Origin of the sequence: Mycobacterium terramassiliense (assembly GCF_900157385.1) — a bacterium.
Lineage (GTDB): Bacteria > Actinomycetota > Actinomycetes > Mycobacteriales > Mycobacteriaceae > Mycobacterium > Mycobacterium terramassiliense.
The window spans coordinates 1,516,000-1,534,131 of record NZ_LT717701.1 but is presented as its reverse complement, the minus strand read 5'-3'; the positions used below and the strand labels follow the sequence as shown (position 1 = coordinate 1,534,131).

Annotated in this window: 16 protein-coding genes and 1 tRNA gene; 13 read left to right on the top strand and 4 right to left on the bottom strand. The window is 67.7% G+C overall.

Annotated elements, in window-relative coordinates:
- The first annotated feature begins 50 nt into the window (after nucleotides 1–50).
- The 9 genes from MTAB308_RS22055 (at nucleotide 51) to MTAB308_RS22010 (ending at nucleotide 9,655) form a co-directional block, all read left to right on the top strand.
- A complete protein-coding gene (locus tag MTAB308_RS22055; protein ID WP_077104645.1) occupies nucleotides 51–842 on the top strand; it encodes an SDR family oxidoreductase in 792 nt (263 codons plus the stop codon).
- Nucleotides 843–867: 25 nt separating this feature from the next.
- Nucleotides 868–1,944: an NAD(P)H-dependent amine dehydrogenase family protein gene (locus tag MTAB308_RS22050; protein WP_077102156.1), complete on the top strand. Its 1,077-nt coding sequence runs from the start codon at nucleotides 868–870 to the stop codon at nucleotides 1,942–1,944.
- Between the two features lie 66 nt (nucleotides 1,945–2,010).
- Nucleotides 2,011–3,267, top strand: a complete 1,257-nt coding sequence (locus MTAB308_RS22045; protein WP_245831541.1) for an Nramp family divalent metal transporter — start codon at nucleotides 2,011–2,013, stop codon at nucleotides 3,265–3,267.
- Between the two features lie 1,334 nt (nucleotides 3,268–4,601).
- Nucleotides 4,602–5,852, top strand: coding sequence for an RNA polymerase sigma factor (locus tag MTAB308_RS29450; protein ID WP_077102152.1), 1,251 nt, complete (start codon nucleotides 4,602–4,604; stop codon nucleotides 5,850–5,852).
- Nucleotides 5,853–6,041: 189 nt separating this feature from the next.
- Nucleotides 6,042–7,097 (top strand): poly-gamma-glutamate hydrolase family protein, encoded by a 1,056-nt coding sequence (locus tag MTAB308_RS22030; RefSeq protein ID WP_077102150.1) that lies wholly within the window; start codon nucleotides 6,042–6,044, stop codon nucleotides 7,095–7,097.
- A 21-nt stretch (nucleotides 7,098–7,118) separates the two neighbouring features.
- On the top strand, nucleotides 7,119–7,943 hold the full coding sequence (locus MTAB308_RS22025) for an LLM class F420-dependent oxidoreductase (protein WP_083746722.1): 825 nt from the start codon (nucleotides 7,119–7,121) through the stop codon (nucleotides 7,941–7,943).
- A gap of 78 nt (nucleotides 7,944–8,021) precedes the next feature.
- Nucleotides 8,022–8,336: a hypothetical protein gene (locus MTAB308_RS22020; protein WP_245831470.1), complete on the top strand. Its 315-nt coding sequence runs from the start codon at nucleotides 8,022–8,024 to the stop codon at nucleotides 8,334–8,336.
- 126 nt (nucleotides 8,337–8,462) lie between these two features.
- Nucleotides 8,463–8,535 (top strand) — tRNA-Arg (locus tag MTAB308_RS22015).
- 352 nt (nucleotides 8,536–8,887) lie between these two features.
- Nucleotides 8,888–9,655, top strand: a complete 768-nt coding sequence (locus tag MTAB308_RS22010) for a GAF and ANTAR domain-containing protein (protein WP_077102146.1) — start codon at nucleotides 8,888–8,890, stop codon at nucleotides 9,653–9,655.
- 68 nt (nucleotides 9,656–9,723) lie between these two features.
- Here the strand turns inward: MTAB308_RS22010 and MTAB308_RS22005 are convergent, their stop codons facing one another.
- Together MTAB308_RS22005 and MTAB308_RS22000 are read right to left on the bottom strand one after the other, a co-directional pair.
- Nucleotides 9,724–10,011, bottom strand: a complete 288-nt coding sequence (locus tag MTAB308_RS22005) for a hypothetical protein (protein WP_077102144.1) — start codon at nucleotides 10,009–10,011, stop codon at nucleotides 9,724–9,726.
- A 98-nt stretch (nucleotides 10,012–10,109) separates the two neighbouring features.
- The gene (locus MTAB308_RS22000) at nucleotides 10,110–11,552 is read right to left on the bottom strand and encodes a glycoside hydrolase family 183 protein (protein ID WP_245831469.1); all 1,443 of its coding nucleotides are present in this window, start codon (nucleotides 11,550–11,552) and stop codon (nucleotides 10,110–10,112) included.
- 376 nt (nucleotides 11,553–11,928) lie between these two features.
- Here MTAB308_RS22000 and MTAB308_RS21995 point away from each other — a divergent pair, with 376 nt between their 5' ends.
- The 4 genes from MTAB308_RS21995 (at nucleotide 11,929) to MTAB308_RS21980 (ending at nucleotide 16,809) form a co-directional block, all read left to right on the top strand.
- Nucleotides 11,929–13,350, top strand: a complete 1,422-nt coding sequence (locus tag MTAB308_RS21995) for an MFS transporter (RefSeq protein ID WP_077102142.1) — start codon at nucleotides 11,929–11,931, stop codon at nucleotides 13,348–13,350.
- 230 nt (nucleotides 13,351–13,580) lie between these two features.
- The gene (locus MTAB308_RS21990) at nucleotides 13,581–14,807 is read left to right on the top strand and encodes an acetyl-CoA acetyltransferase (RefSeq protein WP_077102140.1); all 1,227 of its coding nucleotides are present in this window, start codon (nucleotides 13,581–13,583) and stop codon (nucleotides 14,805–14,807) included.
- A gap of 2 nt (nucleotides 14,808–14,809) precedes the next feature.
- Nucleotides 14,810–16,324, top strand: a complete 1,515-nt coding sequence (locus MTAB308_RS21985; RefSeq protein ID WP_077102138.1) for a carotenoid oxygenase family protein — start codon at nucleotides 14,810–14,812, stop codon at nucleotides 16,322–16,324.
- A 2-nt stretch (nucleotides 16,325–16,326) separates the two neighbouring features.
- The gene (locus MTAB308_RS21980; RefSeq protein WP_077102136.1) at nucleotides 16,327–16,809 is read left to right on the top strand and encodes a VOC family protein; all 483 of its coding nucleotides are present in this window, start codon (nucleotides 16,327–16,329) and stop codon (nucleotides 16,807–16,809) included.
- Nucleotides 16,810–16,813: 4 nt separating this feature from the next.
- On the opposite strand, the gene MTAB308_RS21975 is transcribed toward MTAB308_RS21980, so the two are convergent.
- Together MTAB308_RS21975 and MTAB308_RS21970 are read right to left on the bottom strand one after the other, a co-directional pair.
- Complete coding sequence (locus tag MTAB308_RS21975; protein ID WP_077102134.1) at nucleotides 16,814–17,248, bottom strand: hypothetical protein; 435 nt, start codon at nucleotides 17,246–17,248, stop codon at nucleotides 16,814–16,816.
- A gap of 52 nt (nucleotides 17,249–17,300) precedes the next feature.
- Nucleotides 17,301–18,074: a VOC family protein gene (locus tag MTAB308_RS21970; protein WP_077102132.1), complete on the bottom strand. Its 774-nt coding sequence runs from the start codon at nucleotides 18,072–18,074 to the stop codon at nucleotides 17,301–17,303.
- Nucleotides 18,075–18,132 lie beyond the last annotated feature (58 nt).

Genomic DNA, 18,132 nt, shown 5'->3' with positions numbered 1-18,132 from the left:
TCGGCGGGTTTTGTTACGGTGTCGCCGACGACTCGAACAGAGAGGCCGCAATGATCCTTGACAGGTTCCGTCTGGACGACAAAGTCGCCGTCATCACCGGTGGCGGGCGTGGCCTCGGTGCGGCCATCGCGTTGGCTTTCGCCGAGGCAGGCGCCGATGTGCTCATCGCGTCGCGCACCCAGTCCCAACTAGACGCCGTCGCCGAAGAGGTCCGCGCCACCGGTCGCCGCGCCCACGCCGTCGCCGCCGACCTGGCCCACCCGGAGTCCACCGCGCAGCTGGCCGCCCAGGCCGTCGAGGCCTTTGGAAAACTAGACATCGTCGTCAACAACGTCGGTGGCACCATGCCCAACACCTTGCTGACCACCTCGACGAAGGACCTCAAGGAGGCGTTCACCTTCAACGTGGCAACCGCCCACGCGCTCACCGTCGCGGCGGTGCCATTGATGCTGGAGCACTCCGGCGGCGGCAGCATCATCAACATCACCTCCACCATGGGCCGCCTGGCCGGGCGCGGTTTCGCCGCCTACGGCACCGCCAAAGCCGCGCTATCGCACTACACCCGGCTCGCGGCGTTGGACCTGTGCCCGCGCATCCGGGTCAACGCCATCGCGCCGGGTTCGATTCTGACGTCGGCGCTGGACGTGGTGGCCTCCAACGAGGAGCTGCGCGCCCCGATGGAGAAGGTGACGCCGATGCGCCGCCTCGGTGACCCCGTCGACATCGCCGCCGCCGCAGTGTATTTGGCGTCACCGGCAGGCAGCTTTTTGACCGGCAAGACCCTGGAGGTCGACGGCGGTCTCACCTACCCCAACCTCGACATCCCCGTCCCGGACCTGTGAACCCCGACCGCTGAAGGAGCCCGTCATGGCCATCCCCGTCGTTCAGTTGGGCACCGGCAATGTCGGTGTCCACGCGCTCAAAGCGCTTATCACCAACCCGGAGTTCGAACTCACCGGCGTGTGGGTCTCCTCGGACGCCAAGGCCGGCAAGGACGCGGCGGAGCTTGCCGGGCTTCCTGATTCGACCGGGGTGATCGCCAGCAAGGACCTGGACGCCGTGCTTGCGACCGGCCCCCGGTGCGCCGTCTACAACGCGCTGGCCGACAACCGCCTACCCGAGGCGCTCGAGGACTACCGGCGCGTGCTCGCCGCCGGGATCAACATCGTCGGAAGCGGCCCGGTCTTTCTTCAGTACCCATGGAATGTGATCCCCGAAGAGCTCATATCCCCCCTGGAAGACGCGGCGCGAGAAGGCAATTCAAGCCTGTACGTCAACGGCATCGACCCGGGATTCGCCAACGATCTGCTGCCGCTGGCGTTGGCCGGCACCTGCCAGAACATCCAGCAGATCCGATGCATGGAGATCGTCGACTACGCCACCTACGACAGCGCCGTCGTCATGTTCGACGTGATGGGGTTCGGCAAGCCGCTCGACGAGATCCCGATGCTGCTGCAGACCGGGGTCCTCAGCCTGGCGTGGGGATCCGTGGTGCGGCAACTGGCGGCCGGCCTGGGCATCACGCTCGACTCGGTCGCCGAGGAGTACGTGCGCGTGCCGGCGCCCGAGGACTTCGACATCTCGTCGGGCCATATCGCCAAGGGCACCGCCGCGGCGCTGCGGTTCGAGGTGTTCGGGATGGTCAACGGCGACCCGGTCGTCGTCCTGGAGCACGTCACCCGGTTGCGCGAGGATCTCTGCCCCGAATGGCCGCAGCCCGCCCAGCCCGGCGGTTCTTATCGCATCGAAATCACCGGCGAACCGTCATACGCCATGGACGTCTGCCTGAGCAGCCGCCTGGGCGACCACAACCATGCCGGGCTGGTCGCGACCGCGATGCGGGTCGTCAACGCGATTCCCGCCGTGGTGGCCGCCCCGCCGGGCATCGTGACCACGCTCGACCTGCCCCTGGTCACCGGAAAGGGACTCTACGTCCCGGGGTGAGCGCGCCGCGTTCAACTGACCCGCGAATGGCTTGCGGGCGACCTGTTCGGATAACCTCACTTTTTTATTCGGGGATGTGGATCGAGGGTCGACAGGTTGGCGGAAGGCACCCAGGCATCGCTCAGATCGAGCTGGTACCTGCTCGGTCCGGCGTTCGTCGCCGCGATCGCATATGTCGACCCGGGCAACGTCGCCGCCAACGTCAGCGCCGGCACCCAGCTCGGTTACTTGCTGCTCTGGGTCATCGTCGCCGCCAACGTGGTGGCGGGCCTGGTGCAGTACCTGTCCGCGAAGCTCGGGCTCGTGACGGGGCGGTCGCTGCCCGCGGCGATCGGCAGGGGGATGAGCCGTCCCGTGCGCCTGACCTTCTGGGGGCAGGCCGAAATCACGGCCATGGCAACCGATGTCGCGGAAGTGATCGGCGGGGCGATCGCCCTGCGCATCCTGTTCGGTCTGCCGCTGCCGCTCGGCGGGATCATCACCGGGGTCATCTCGCTGCTGCTCCTCGCCATCAGGGACCGTCGCGGCCAGATTCTTTTTGAGCGGGTGATCACCGGCCTGTTGCTCGTCATCGCCGTGGGCTTCGCGGCCAGTTTCTTCGTCTCGACCCCGCCGCCGGATGCCGTGCTTGACGGGCTGGTGCCGCGCTTCCGTGGCAGCGAAAGCGTGCTGCTGGCCGCCGCCATTTTGGGCGCCACCGTGATGCCGCATGCCGTCTACCTGCACTCCGGCCTCGTCCTGGATCGGCACGGACATCCCGAGGCCGGCCGCGACCGACACTGGCTGCTGCGCGTCACCCGCGTGGACGTAGTGCTGGCGATGGCGATCGCCGGCACGGTGAACGCGGCCATGCTGCTGGTCGCCGCGCTCAACCTGCAGGGCCACCACGAAACGGCATCCATCGAGGGCGCCTACACCGCGGTCCACGACACCCTGGGGCCGCTGATCGCGGTGTTGTTTGCGATCGGACTGCTGGCCTCCGGCCTGGCGTCGTCGTCGGTGGGCGCCTACGCCGGCGCCATGATCATGCAGGGGCTACTCCATCGGTCGATCCCTATGCTGGTGCGCCGACTGCTCACGCTGTGCCCCGCCGTGGCGATCCTGGCTCTCGGTTTCGACCCGACCCGCGCGCTCGTGTTGTCCCAGGTCGTGCTGTCCTTCGGCATTCCGTTCGCGGTGCTTCCGCTGGTCAGGCTGACCAGCAATCGCGATTTGATGGGTAGCGACGCCAACCATCCCGTCACCACCGTGATCGGCTGGGCGGTCGCCGTAACGGTCAGCCTGCTCAACCTGGTGCTGATCTGGCTGACCGTCGCCGGTTAGTTTTCCCGAGTCCCTAAATCCTTGCGGCCAACGGGTGTTGACCCGGGGCCGCCGGAGAGCTCCCGCCGCGGCAAGCGTGCACGTGCAGCGACGCATCGCGGGATATTTCGCACTGAGCGCACGTTGGGGGACGGCGCCTCGCGACTCTCGGCGGCACCACGCCGCACCGAGCGGGGCGTGTTACAAGTACCGCTGCACGCCGCCATGCCCATGGCACGTCCCACTTGCATGGGGGTGCTCGCTTGGGAGGCACGGCTCGACGCCGAAACCGACGGATTGATCGCTGTTGAGCGACCGCAAGAAACTCGCAAGAACTTCGCGAAGACCTGACAAGCGGCGCGCGCGAACCTAAACGTGCCCACCACGACCGCTCTGCCAAAAAACTTTCAAAAAGATGTCCGACTCCGGCCCGGTAGGTCCTCCTACCTATGACAGCGACCCAGCCCGGGCCGCGACCAGCGCCAAAGGAGCACCTGATGAACAGCCCGAACGACATGGACCGGACGGCCCTGGCGCCGCTCGGCGAGGACCCCACCTCGGCGTACGCCTGGGCTTCGAGCATGCTCGGTGATCCGACCGATGAATCCGGGGACCTTCCACACGGCCACGAGTTTCCCCCCGACCCCATCACCCCGGCGGCCAGGGCGAGGTCGATCGACAAGGTGATGGTGGCCGCGGGCCTGATCGGTGTGATCGGCGCCGGGACCGCGCTCGGCATCGCCCTTTTCTCCAGCTCGCCTCAACCGCGGTCCGTGGCCGTGGCCCCCGGCTCCGCCGCCGCGCCGGCCGGCGCTTCCACCTTCACGGCACTGGCGCCGGTTCCGGCCGCCGCCGTTGCGACGCCGGCGGCACCTCCGCCCGATAACTTGCCGGCCCCAGTCGTGGCGCTGCCCGACCCTGCGCCTCAAGGCCCGGCCCCCGTCGCGGTGGTCGCGCCTCCGCCCGACAACCCAGCGCCTCCGGCCGACCCGGGGACGCCGCCGGCCGCCGCCCCTCAGGGCCCGGTCGTCGTGGTGAACGTCCCGCCGCCACCCGCCGTCTGGGTCCCGGTGCCCGCACCTGTCGCTTACCCCCGAAGCTGCCGCCGCTGCCGTCGCCCCCGAAGCTGCCGCCGCCACCGCCACCGCCGTCGCTGTGCCTGCCGCCGCACCACCTCGTGCAGGGAGTCTGCAAATGAGGTCGCAGGCTTGGATGAGGCTGGTTTCGATGCTGTCCTCCCATGCATCCACCACGGAGCTGGAATTCCTCGTGCTATTTGACCGCTGTGCGCGCACAATTATTCGCAGCGCCGGTTCTGCGAGGGGCACCGACGCCTCATCGGCTGGGAAAGCGACGTGACGAGCGCACTATCCAACTGGGACATCGTCAGCGACGCGGAGTTGGCCCGCGCGGCCGCGACGGGCGACCGACACGCGTTTGCCATGATCTACGACCGTTACGCCGACCGCCTGCACGACTTCTGCATCGGCATGGTGCGCGATCGCGACTCCGCCGCCGACTGCGTACAGGACGTCTTCTGCGTCGCCGCGACACAGCTGCCCAAGCTGCGCGAGCCCGACCGGCTGCGCCCGTGGTTGTATGCCATCGCCCGCAACGAGGCGCTGCGTTGCATCAAAAACCGCCGTCGCGAGCAGGTCTCCGACGAACTCCCGGAGGCGGCGTCGCACGATGCGGGGCCGGAGACGCTGGCCGCGCGCAACGAGCTGGCCAACCTCATTGCCGAGGCCGCCGGTGGGCTCGGCGACCGCGACCGCATGGTTCTAGAGCTGGCCTATCGGCACGGCTTGGACGGACCCGAGCTGGCCAACGCCTTGGAGGTCAGCCCCGGCACCGCCAACAAGATGGTGTCGCGGCTGCGGGGCACCATCGAGACTTCACTGGGCGCGCTGCTGGTCGCCCGCCGCGCGCAACACACGGCCGACAAGTGCGCCGAGCTGGGCACGATCCTGGCGGGCTGGGACGGGCGTTTCAGCGTGCTGATGCGCAAACGCATCACCCGCCACATCGAATCGTGCTCGGTATGCGATGAAGAGCGGCGCCGCCTGGTCAACCCGGTCGCCCTGCTGGGTGCGGCGCCAGTGATCATTCCCGCGCCCGCCTGGCTACGGGATCAAACGCTGGGCCGGATTCAGCTGACCTCCGCCGACAGCGACCTCGGCACGGACGGCACGGGAGGCCGGCACGCCGGATCCGACGACAATGCCTATCCGCCGACGGTGGCCTCGGCGGGGGGCGCCGCGGACGACGAGGACGGAGACTACTTCCAGGCCGCCCAGCAAGGCCGGGTGCGCCGGGTCGTCCCGTGGATCGCCCTGTTCGCCGCCGCCTTCTTGGCTTCGCTGGGCCTGATGTACATCTTCCTGTACCACCACAAGACGGCCATCACGCCGACCGAGCTGAGCCGCACCGCACCCGCCCCCATGAAGCCGGCGTCGCCGCCGGCCGCCAACCAAATCCCACCGGCTCCGCCGGCGAATCTCCCTGCGCCGCCAGTGTATTCGCCCGCGCCCCTATTGCCGCCCGCGGCCGGCGGTGGGGCCGGCGCGATCGGCGGGGGGCGCCGCCCCCGTCCGGGCCGCCGGTGACAAGTCGCCCTCCGCCGCGGCCCGTCCCGCCGCCGCCACCGCCGTCGAGTGCGCCCGCCCCGATCCTCAGGTGACCGGTACATAGCGCGCGGGACGCCCGGTACGGCAGGATGGGAACGTCGTCGTCCGTGGAGACTCGCGGGAGTTAGGTTGGTCCAACATCTCAGCGCCCAGACGGTGACTGCCTAGATGCCGGCCCGCCGGCAGCCCTATTTCGCATACGGGTCCAATCTGTGCGTCAGGCAGATGGCGCTGCGCTGTCCCGGCGCGGCCGATCCGCGGCCGGCGGTGTTGGCGGACCACGACTGGCTGATCAACCAGCGCGGCGTGGCCACCGTCGAGCCTTTCGCCGGTGCGCAGGTGCACGGGGTGCTTTGGCTGATCTCCGACGACGACCTGGCGGCGTTGGACAGCGCCGAGGGCGTCCCGGTGCGGTATCGGCGCGACCGGCTGACCGTCCACACCGGCGACGGGCCGTCGCCGGCCTGGGTCTACATCGATCACCGGGTGAATCCCGGGCCGCCCCGACCGGGATATCTGCCCAGGGTCATCGACGGCGCCGTCCACCACGGATTGCCGCAGCGGTGGGTCGAGTTCCTGCGCCGGTGGGACCCGGCGCGCTGGCCCCGCCCGCTCATCGCGAAAGGCCCTGCGCCGCAGTCGCTTTCTGAGCTGCTAAGCGAACCGGGGGTGATCGAGGAGAGCCTGCTGCGATCGCGCTTCGGCTTTCTCGCCATCCACGGCGGCGGCCTGGAAGAGATGACCGACGTCATCGCCGAGCGGGCCGCCGAGGCCGCCAAGGCGTCGGTGTACCTTCTGCGCCATCCCCACCGCTACCCGCACCACCTCCCGTCTGCCCTGTATGACCCGCACGAGTCGGCCCGGCTGGCCGAGTTTCTCGACCACGTCGACGTCGCCGTCTCGCTGCACGGCTACGGGCGCATCGGTCGCGGCACCCAACTGCTCGCCGGGGGGCGCAACCGCGCGCTGGCGGCCCACCTGGCCCGGCACGTCCGCCTGACCGGTTATCAGATCGTCACCGACATCGACGACATCCCGCCGGAATTGCGGGGCCTGCATCCGGACAACCCGGTCAACCGGGTGCGCGGCGGCGGGACGCAGCTGGAGCTTTCGCCCCGGGTCAGGGGTCTTGGTCCACGCAGTGCGCTGCCCGGCGCCGACGGTCTCTCGCCGGTCACCACCACGCTGGTACAGGGCCTGGCGGCCGCGGCGCGTACCTGGTAAGTGTTATCTGTCGATCGGAGGCTGTTGGTGGGCAAGGATTTTCGCTTCGGGCTGAGCATGCGCTTCTTCAAGTCGCGCGCGGCATTGGTCGACAAGGTGAAACGAGCCGAGGATCTTGGCTACGACATCCTCTGCGTGCCCGACCATCTGGGCGCGGCCGCTCCGTCGCCGACGCTGACCGCGGTCGCGATGGTGACCAGCCGGATTCGCCTGAGCATGTATGTGCTCAACGCCGGGTTCTACAAGCCCGCCCTGCTCAGCCGGGACCTGCAGGCCCTCGACCTGCTCAGCGACGGCCGCCTCGAGATCGGGCTCGGCACCGGCTACGTCAAAGAAGAATTCGAGGCGGCCGAGATCCCCTACCCCAGTGCCGGGGCCCGGGTGGACTACCTCGAACACATGACGAGCTACCTGAAGGAGCATCACCCGTCGACGCCGATCCTCATCGCCGGCAACGGCGATCGGGTGCTGACGATAGCCGCCCGGCATGCCGACATCATCGGGCTGACGGGCGCCAGGGTGCGAGACGTCGAAGACCCGCTCGCCGAACGCATCGAGTTCGTCCGCAACGCCGCCGGCGACCGGTTCGACGCGCTGGAACTGAACATGGTGATCACGGCGATGCCGCCCGCGGGCGAGTCCGCACCCGACTTGAGAATGACGCGGCAGTACGCGCCGGACCTGTCCGACGAGCAACTGCTGTCCATGCCGTCGGTGCTCACCGGGTCGCCGCGCGAGATGGCCGACACGCTGACCGCACTGCGCGACAAGTACGGGTTGACCTGCTTCACCGTGCAGGACAACAACCTGGACACGTTCGCGAAGGTCATCGCGGAGCTGCGCTGACCGGGCCGGGCTGCGAGATCCCTTCCCCGGCAACCGGATCGGCATCGACACATCCAGAATAACCGGTGGGGCGGACTCATGCCCGCCGATGCCCAGCACGTCCGACTCGCCCGAACTCGCCGGCGCAGCGGTAGCCTCAAGAATCCGATCCCGATGCGGAGGCCTTTCAGCGTGAAAATGTGGATCCAAATTGACGGCCACGATGACGACGACGAATATTCGGATGGCGCGACCTATGAAGTGCTCGATGGCGGCGTGCTAAAGGTCAGCAGCGGTAAGGATATTCACCTCTACAGCCCGGCGTACTGGCAAGAGGTCACGATCGACACCCGCCCCGCGGACGAGCAAGACGAACCGGCCCAACCGCTCGACGAAGATCTCCGTTGGCAGTGAGCGGCGCGGGCGAGGCGTCGCGCGGCGATTGCCGCGCCCGCTAGACTCACATCCGCCGCACTGGCACAACCAGGCCGACCCGCCAGGAACGGCAACCCGCCCGCGAGGCGTTGGCCAGACGCCCTCGCCCTCGTAGCTCAGGGGATAGAGCACGGCTCTCCTAAAGCCGGTGTCGCAGGTTCGAATCCTGCCGGGGGCACAGAGCAGGATGTATGACCTCGGCTGATGCTTGACAGTTGGTTCCGGGTGATGGCTGACAGTATTTCGGCTGATGGTTGACAGTGGTTTCGGTTGATCCTTGACACTCCCTGGATGAGGGAGTTGAGCGTGGCGGAGCAGCGGTATCAGATCGCTTTGATGACCTCGCCCGCGCCCGTCATCGCGGCGGTGGCGGGTTGTATACGCTGACAACGAAGTGGAGTAACGTCAGCACCACGCCCGCCAACATTCTGGCAGGGCACGCGGTTCATTTAAGTTGCCCAAGGTTCCGACGACCTTTCGATCTTCTCGGCCCGCTTCGCACACCACAGTCGCGAAAGAGGCTCGCCGTTATGGATGACCGCGCATACGCAGGGGTGCTTCGCCTGACGATGGAAGAATTGACCAATCAATTCGCCCATCCCACCGAAATCGGTATCACTTTGCAGGGCGTGACGGCGAGTTGCGTCGAGTTGGTTCACGGTGTGGCGTCCGCGGACATCCTGCTGATTTCGCCACCGTGTGAGCCTTTCTCGTCGGTGGCCGCAACTTCGCAGCTTGCCGTCGACATCGACCGTATGCAGGAGCGGTTCGGCGAGGGACCATGCTTGGATGCCGCCGCGGGTGATTCGATGGTCCTCTGCAACGACCTGCGCAACGACGGGCGATGGCCACGCTTCGCCGAGGCCGCAGTTGCCGCCGGTGTCCACAGCACAATGTCCTTCCAGCTCTATACCCACGACAAACGCAGGGGTGCGCTAAACCTCTTCGGCAGCGAACCGCAGGCCTTCACCGCGCAATCGCAAGCGGTGGGTGCCATGTTCGCGACGCATGCAGCCGTCGCCCTCATCACGAACGACGAGCGCCTGCAATTTAAATCCGCATTGGCAAGCAGGGACGTCATCGGTCAGGCCAAAGGAATGATCATGGAAAGGTTCGATGTCGACGCCGTCCGCGCGTTCGAACTCCTGACAAAGCTTTCGCAGAACACTAACCGGCGAGTCGCCGAAATCGCGGAAGAGCTAGTAGCGCGCGGACCAGAACGCGAATCGAACAGCAAGGCAGCGTCTCCGCCTCGAGGACATCAAATCTCGGCGAGAAATGGTGAGAAACGTACTTGAGGCGCTCGTTAACATCGGTGGCTTCAGAGCTCCTGGAGCTGGCCGGCGTTCTCGCTGCGGCTCGGACGTCACCCTTCGGCCGAGTCGGCCGCCGCGATCAAGGCCCCAGCCAGCTTCCGCGCTTGGGCCGGCGTGATAATCGGGGTATCGGGGCAGTCGATGATGATCTCGCGCAACGCGTGGCCATCCGCGTACTGCAGGCCGATCACGGATACCACGACATCGGCGCGTCGCCCGTCGTTGGTGGTGTGTTTGATTTTCCACTCGGGGCCGTCGAACGCCCGGAAGCCGTCCTCGGGATAGTCCCATTCGTCGACGCAGGTCGCCCGGGCGGGCGGGGCAAGATTGGGTTTCATGGCTAGATCCTTTCCGCGATTCCCCCCGCGGGCACGAGTAGTCCACTACGTCAGTCGTCCGCGCCCGGCGTCGGTCGCCGCGGAGGCGCATGGGACGGCTATGGCAATACGGTGTGCATCAGCATCACGTCGTACGCCGACCACAGCGACAGGTTGAAGTACAGGTCCCGCCCCGACGACCACGGATGGATCATCGGCGCGTAGATTCCGCCGGGCATCGAGAACGCCGACACCAGCGGTTGCTCCCCGCTCCACGGTCCTGTCGGCGTCGGCGCGGTCCGCGCCACCACGTCATTGCTGCCACCGTTGGTGTACAGCACCAGGTACTGCTTGAGGTAGCTGTTGTACTGGGCCGACATCTCGCCGACGGGGCCGGGCCACAGCGGCGTCGCCGCCCCCGGATTGGCCGCGACCCAGTGCCCGCCGTTGTCGCCGTTCCAGTACTGGTACTTGCTCAGGTCCGGCAGCTGGTTCGGGGGAACCCGCGACAGGAACGCCGCACCGCCGCGCCCCGACGGGGTGCCGAACTGGTAGAGGTAGCCGTCGGTGCCCTTCATGAAGGCGCCCATCTGGAAGTTCTCGTTCCCGGGCGTGAACCCCATCCCCGGGATCGCGTCGGCCGAGGCCGTGCGGATGGTGCTCGGGAAAATCCCCCAGTTCTGGCCATTGTCAACGGATCTCGCGATCGCCGAGTAGTTCGTGCTCCACTCCCCGTCACGGCCCCACTGCCTGATGGACATGTAGCTCATGTACTGGGTTCGCCCAAGGGAGATCGCGGCGGTGGGGATGATGCCCGTTTCGTGCGGGGCCTTGTGGATCGTGTTGACGACCTGCTTGGAGAGGCCGGTGGTCCACACCGGCGAGCCGGAGTATCGGTCGTTCGGCACGCCGTCGGAGATGTGAATTCCATGCGAGAGGTCGCGGTCCGAACTGCGGAACAGCACGTTGTATCGCCATTGTTGACCGTGCACCTTGCAGTAGCCGAACGTGTCACCGAAGGCCATCAGGACCTGGCGGTTGGCGGGATCACCGTTGTCCCAAGCGATCCCGAGGTCGGTCCCGGAGATGCCGAAACGTTGCAGGGTCTTGTTGGGGCCGTCCGTTCCGGTCACCCAGTCGACCAGCGACGTCGGTGCGCCCCCGATGTTCGCGGGCGGCGCGGGCGGCGCCGGCTGCGGCGGAACCGGGGCCGCGTTGGGCTGTAGCTGGTTGGCGTTCGGTGGCTGCGGGACGCCCGGCGCGGGCGGATTGGGCCCGGGCGGCGGGACGACCCCGGCTTGAGGCTGGATCGTTGCGGAGTACCGCTGTCCCCCGGCTCCCGGCTTGAGGAAGGAAGAGATCAGGGGACCCAACTTCGGCAATGGCGCCTGGTCGTTGGTGTGCGAGGGCCTGCGGCCCGTCGGCGGTTGCACAACCGGCTGGGGCGCGGGCATCGCCGGGGGCGCGGCCGGGGGATCGACGTTGGCTTCCGGCGCACTACAGGGTGTGGCGTTCGCCGACGGCGCCGCGCCTATCGCCACGAAGAAACCGATGGCGGTCATCGACGCCACCGATAGCGATAGGACTCGAGGAATCGCCGTCAAGGTCACACCCTTCCAGGAGCAGGCCGTCGCATTGACGTCCGCAGTTGGCTCATGTGACGATAGTGATTCACGGGGCTCGTGTGACCAGCGAGCAGCGGATAGGTACCCATCCGTGACCGTGTCGAAACTCATCGGTTTCCCGCCGACCCTCCGCGAAAACGACACCGATCAGTGTCGTTGTCGCCGTGAGGCGGGCACAGCGCCACATCCCCGAAATCACCGTGCCCGCCCGGATAGGCCGAGGGGCAAGGACGCCCGAACCGCGGTACGCTCCCATCCGCTAGCAGACCCCGGTCGGCGCCCGAGGCGGGCGGTCCACCTAGGAGGGCATCCGGTGAGCGTCCCTAATCAGTTGCGGGCGGACCCATTCCAGCGGCCCGCTTTCCTCCGCCGGGTGGTCGCGGCATCCATGGCCGGCACCGTCGTCGAGTGGTATGAGTTCTTCCTCTACGGCACGGCCGCCACGCTGGTGTTCAGCAAGGTGTTCTTTCCGCGCGGGGGCAACGAGCTCGACGCCATCCTGGCCGCCTTCGTGACCTACGCCGTCGGCTTCGCCGCCCGCCCGATCGGCGGCCTTGTCTTCGGCCACTTCGGCGACCGGTATGGCCGCAAGAAGCTGCTGCAGTTCAGCCTGCTGTTGGTGGGTGCCGTGACGGTTCTCATGGGCTGCCTGCCTACGTTTGCCCAGATCGGCTACTGGGCGCCCGCGCTGTTGGTGGTGCTGCGCTTCTTCCAGGGCTTCGCCGTCGGCGGCGAGTGGGGCGGCGCCGTTCTGCTCGTCGCCGAGCACAGCCCGAGGCTCACGCGCGGTTTCTGGGCGAGCTGGCCGCAGGCGGCGGTGCCCGGCGGCAACATGCTGGCCACGGTCGTCCTGCTGGGTCTCACCTCGACGCTGCCGGATGCGGCGTTTCTGAGCTGGGGCTGGCGCGTCGCGTTCTGGTTGTCCGCGGTCGTTGTCGTCATCGGCTACTACATCCGCACGAAGGTGACGGACGCGCCGATCTTCCTGGCGGCTCAGCAGGAGGCCGAGCGTTCCAAGACAAGCCAGCTCGGTGTGGTCGAGGTGTTAAAGCGTTATCCGCGTGGCGTTTTCACCGCGATGGGCCTGCGCTTCGGCGAGAACACGATGTACTACCTCGTGGTCACCTTCTCCATCACGTACCTCAAAGTGCAGGTGCACGCCAACACCAAGGTCATCCTGTGGTGGCTGCTGGCCGCCCACGCCGTCCATTTCGTGGTCATTCCGCTGGTTGGGCGCCTCAGCGACCGATTCGGCAGGCGCCCAATCTATTTCGTCGGCGCGCTGTGCGCGTGCACCTGGGGCTTCTTCGCCTTTCCGATGATGGACAGCCGCCACAACGCGGTCATCATGGCGGCGATCGTCATCGGTCTGGTGTTCCACGGTCTCATGTACGCGGTCCAGCCGGCGGCCATGGCGGAGATGTTCCCGACGCGGATGCGCTACTCCGGGGTGTCGCTCGGTTATCAGGTCACCTCGATCGTCGCCGGTTCGCTCGCGCCGATCATCGCCGTTCGCCTGCTTGAAACCTACAAGTCCTCGGTGCCGATCTCGTGGTACCTGGCGGCCACCGCGGCGGTGAGCGCGGTGGCCGCCCTGTGCGCCCGCGAGACCAAAGGCATCGACTTGGCGGACGTCGACCTCGCCGACGCCGAGGCAGTCGCAGGGCGCACGACCACTCCCGCGCCGCGCGCGGATGGACCGGAACCGACGGAGCTTGTCGAGGGCGCTGTATAGCCCCTCGCGGCGCCCTGAACAGCGCAAAGGTGAATTCACCCAGCTCAGCTGCCATTCTCGGAAAGGTCGCCGCGTCGATTCGTAATGTTTGTCAACCCCGCCGGGCGGTAATGATGCAAAAGAGGCGTGCGCGTCGGCCGGCCTTCGCGCCCGTCTAGGTCCCGTCGGTTCAGCCCGAGAGCCGACGGGGCCGCCCTCTTTCACGGGCTCGGCGGAGTAGCGTTCCGCGTATGGACCGCTCGACTGACGTGTGGATTCTCGGGGGCTACCAAAGCGATTTCGCTCGCAACCTCACCAGGGAGGGCCGCGACTTCGCCGCGCTGACCGACGAGGTGGTGCGGAGCACGCTCGCCGCGGCGAAAATCGACGCCGCCGACGTCGGCGTCGTCCATGTCGGCAACGCCTTCGGCGAGATGTTCGCGAGCCAGGGTCACCTCGGGGCGATGCCGGCCACGGTGTGCGACGAGCTCTGGAACACCCCGGCCTCGCGGCACGAGGCCGCGTGCGCGTCGGGCAGCGTGGCGGCGCTGGCGGCGATGGCCGATTTGCGGTCGGGCGCGTACGACGCCGCGCTGGTGGTGGGTATCGAGCTGGAGAAGACGGTGCCGGGTGACACGGCCGCCCAGCATCTCGGCGCCGCCGCCTGGACCGGGCACGAAGGGGCCGGCGCGCGCTACCTGTGGCCCTCGATGTTCGCCGAGGTGGCCGACGAGTACGACCGGCGCTACGGCTTGGACGACGCGCACCTGCGCGCCATCGCGCAGCTCAACTTCGCCAACGCGCGGCGCAACCCCAACGCCCAAACGCGCGGCTGGACGGTTCCCGACCCGATCACCGACGACGACGCGACCAACCCGATCACCGAGGGCCGGCTGCGCCGATTCGACTGCAGCCAGATGACCGACGGAGGGGCGGGGGTGGTTCTGGTCAACGACGGATACCTGCGCGATCACCCGGGCGCGCGCCCGATCGGCCGCATCGACGGGTGGGGACACCGCACGGTCGGGTTGGGTCTGCGGCAGAAGCTCGACCGCGCCGCCGACGACCCGTACGTGCTGCCCCATGTGCGGGCGGCGGTCCTCGATGCCCTGCGCCGCGCACGGGTGACCCTCGACGACCTCGACGGGTTCGAGGTGCACGACTGCTTCACACCCAGCGAGTACCTCGCCATCGACCACATCGGGCTGACCGGCCCGGGCGAGTCGTGGAAGGCCATCGAAAACGGCGAGATCGAGATCGGCGGCCGGCTGCCGATCAACCCCAGCGGCGGGCTGATCGGCGGCGGCCACCCCGTCGGCGCGTCCGGGGTGCGGATGCTGCTCGACGCGGCCAAGCAGGTCAGCGGCGCCGCCGGCGACTACCAGGTCGAGGACGCCAGCACGTTCGGCACTCTGAACTTCGGCGGCAGCACCGCCACCACCGTCAGCTTCGTCGTGAGCGCAACCGAAGGTTCGTGACCATGGATGTTGAGATCGTTGGCAAGTTCCTGTCGACCCTGCCCGAAGACGACGACCACCCCTACCGGACCGGGCCCTGGCGTCCGCAGACGACGGAGTGGGACGCCGACGACCTCACCGCCGTGGCGGGCGAAATCCCCCACGACCTGGACGGCATCTACCTGCGCAACACCGAGAATCCGTTGCACCCGGCGCTCAAGACCTATCACCCCTTCGACGGCGACGGCATGCTGCACGTAGTCGGCTTCCGCGACGGAAAGGCCTTCTACCGCAACCGTTTTGTCCGAACGGAGGGATTCCTGGCGGAGAACGAGGCCGGCGAACCGCTGTGGCCGGGCCTGGCCGAGGCGGTGCAACTGGCCAAACGGGAGGACGGCTGGGGGGCTCGCACCCGGATGAAGGACGCGTCGAGCACCGACGTGATCGTTCACCGCGGTATCGCGCTGACGAGCTTCTACCAGTGCGGCGACCTGTACCGGCTCGACCCGTACTCGGCCAGCACCCTCGGCAAGGAGACCTGGAACGGGCGCTTCCCCACCGATTGGGGCGTGTCGGCGCACCCGAAGGTGGACGGCAAGACCGGCGAGCTGCTGTTCTTCAACTACAGCAAGCAAGAGCCGTACATGCGCTACGGCGTGGTCGACGACAGCGACGAACTGGTCCACTACACCGACATCCCGCTGCCCGGCCCGCGGCTGCCGCACGACATGGCATTCACCGAAAACTACGTGATACTCAACGATTTCCCGTTGTTCTGGGATCCGAGGCTACTCGAGCACGACGTGCACCTGCCGCGGTTCTATCCCGACATCCCGTCGCGCTTCGCCGTGCTCCCCCGCCGGGGCACCACCGGCGACATCCGCTGGTTCGAGGCGGACCCGACCTTCGTGCTGCACTTCGTCAACGCTTACGAGGACGGCGACGAGATCGTGCTCGACGGCTTCTTCGAGGGCGATCCGCAACCGCTTGACACCGGCGGAACCAAGTGGGACAAGCTCTTTCGCTTCTTGGCGCTGGATCGCCTCCAGGCCCGGCTGCACCGGTGGCGCTTCAACCTGGTGACCGGCGCGGTGAAAGAAGAGCAACTGTCGGAATCGATCACCGAGTTCGGCACCATCAATCCCGGCTACGCCGCGCGGGACTACCGGTACACCTACGCTGCCACGGGCAGACCGGGCTGGTTCCTGTTCGACGGCCTGGTCAAACACGATCTGCTCACCGGGACCCAAGAGGGCATCTCCTTCGGTGACGGTGTCTACGGCAGCGAGACCGCGATGGCGCCGCGGGTCGGCGCAACCGGGGAGGACGACGGCTACCTGGTCACCCTGACCACCGACATGAACACCGACGCCTCCTACTGCGTTGTCTTCGACGCCGCCCGCATCGCCGACGGACCGGTGTGCAAACTGCAACTGCCGGAACGCATTTCCAGCGGCACGCATTCGACGTGGGCGCCAGGCGATCAGCTGCGGCGCTGGCATACCGCGGAGTCGGCGGCAAGCGGAGTGGGGCTGTGACGATGTGGCCCGGATCGGGCCATCGGGCCACCCATTGGCCCCCGCACTTGGCGCCGCTCGGCGCCATCCGCTTCGCCCGGCGCACCTCGAACTTCGCCGAGACCGTGCGGTTTTACCGCGAGCTCGTCGGGCTGCCGCTCTACGAAACGTTCGAGGCCAGCTACGGCAGCAACGGCGCCATCTTCGGCCTGCCCAGCTGGAACCTGACGATGGAGATCGTCGAGTCGGTCGACCCCGTCGCCGTCGACCCTCACGAACAACTGTGCCTGTACTTTCCCGACCGGGAGGCGCAACAGGCCGCCATCGCGCGCCTGCAGGCGGCGGGTCTGGCACCCGTGGAGCAGCACCCGTACTGGGAGGCGACGGGCGCTGTCACCTACCGCGACCCCGACGCCCGCGAAGTAGTCTTCGCGCCCTTCGTATTCGGCGTCAACGAGCCAGAGGACAGCACCGCCTCAGGCAAGCACGAGTTCCCGTCGGCGTGAAGCCTCACCGGCTCGACCGCCCGGAGGCCAACCCCGCGATCACCGCCGTCATCGAGCACAGCACGGCGCAGCCAGCAGCGACGGCGCCGACGTAAAGCCCGTACTCGGCCGACACCGGCGGGTTGACGTTGAGCTTGTAGTACCACACCGTCAGCGCCACGATGAGCAGTGAAATCACCAGCGCGGCAACCGAAGCGAGCTTCACCGACAGGCCGCGTCCCACCATCGCCCCGGCCACAAGCAGCGTCGAGGACAGCAACACGATCAGCTGTCCCGCACCAAAGCCCCTCGGCAGTTCCAGGTTGCCGTGCGTGCCGCCGATGGCGTTGGCCCAGCCGCCGCCGCCCGCCGCCGTCGTAAGCCACGGCATCCAGGCGCTGGCCGAGATGAGCAGGGCGAAAAACGCCACCAGCCAGCCAGGGCGCAGGCGGCGAGTCATGGTTGGGAGATTAGCCGACTCGCCACCGCACCGGTGTGACCAACGCCCGCCGTTAGCCCTCCAACGACGACAGGTTGAAGATGACCCCGGTCGGGTCGGTCGCCGCGGCCAAGCGTCCGTACGGGGTGTCCTCGGCCCCCTGCACGACGGCTCCGCCGTTGTCGGCGATCACCCGCAGCGTCTTGTCGACGTCCTCGGCGCCGAAGAAGATCGTCCAGTTCGACGGAACGCCCTCGGGCAGGCAGCGGGCGCCGTCCATCACGCCGAGCAATTGTTGGTCGCCGAACCAGGCAGTGGCGTAACGGAATTCGTCCGTGTCGGAAACCAGCTCGGTCCGCCATCCGAACACCTCGCGGTAGAAGTCGACCGCGGCGCGGAAGTCACGCGTGGTCAGCTGGTGCCACACCGGGGAGCCGGCCTCCCCGATCACCTCGAACCCGAGGTGCTCCAACGGCTGCCACAGCCCGAAGAACGCTCCCGACGGGTCGGTCGCCACAGCCATGTGGCCCTTGGCCGGAATTTCCATCGGCCCCATGCACAGCGCGCCCCCCGCCGCTGTTATCGCCGACACCGTCGCGTCGACGTCGGCGGTGTGAAAGTAGGTGGCCCACTGGTCCGGCGACCCGAACTCGGGCCGGTTGGCCATCAGGCCGGCGACGCCCCGGCCGTCGCGGGCGGCGTTGACGTATCCGCCGTACTCGGGCCCGGCAGACTCGAACGTCCAGCCGAAGACCGTGCCGTAGAAGTCCTGGGCGCGGTCGAGGTCCGACGTCGTCAGGTCGATCCAGCAGGGCGCGCCGAGCGGCGCGCCGTCACGGATGGGCACGATGACCCTCCTTATCTGTCGTGTGTCCTGGCCCCGTCATCGGGGTTCACACGTATCG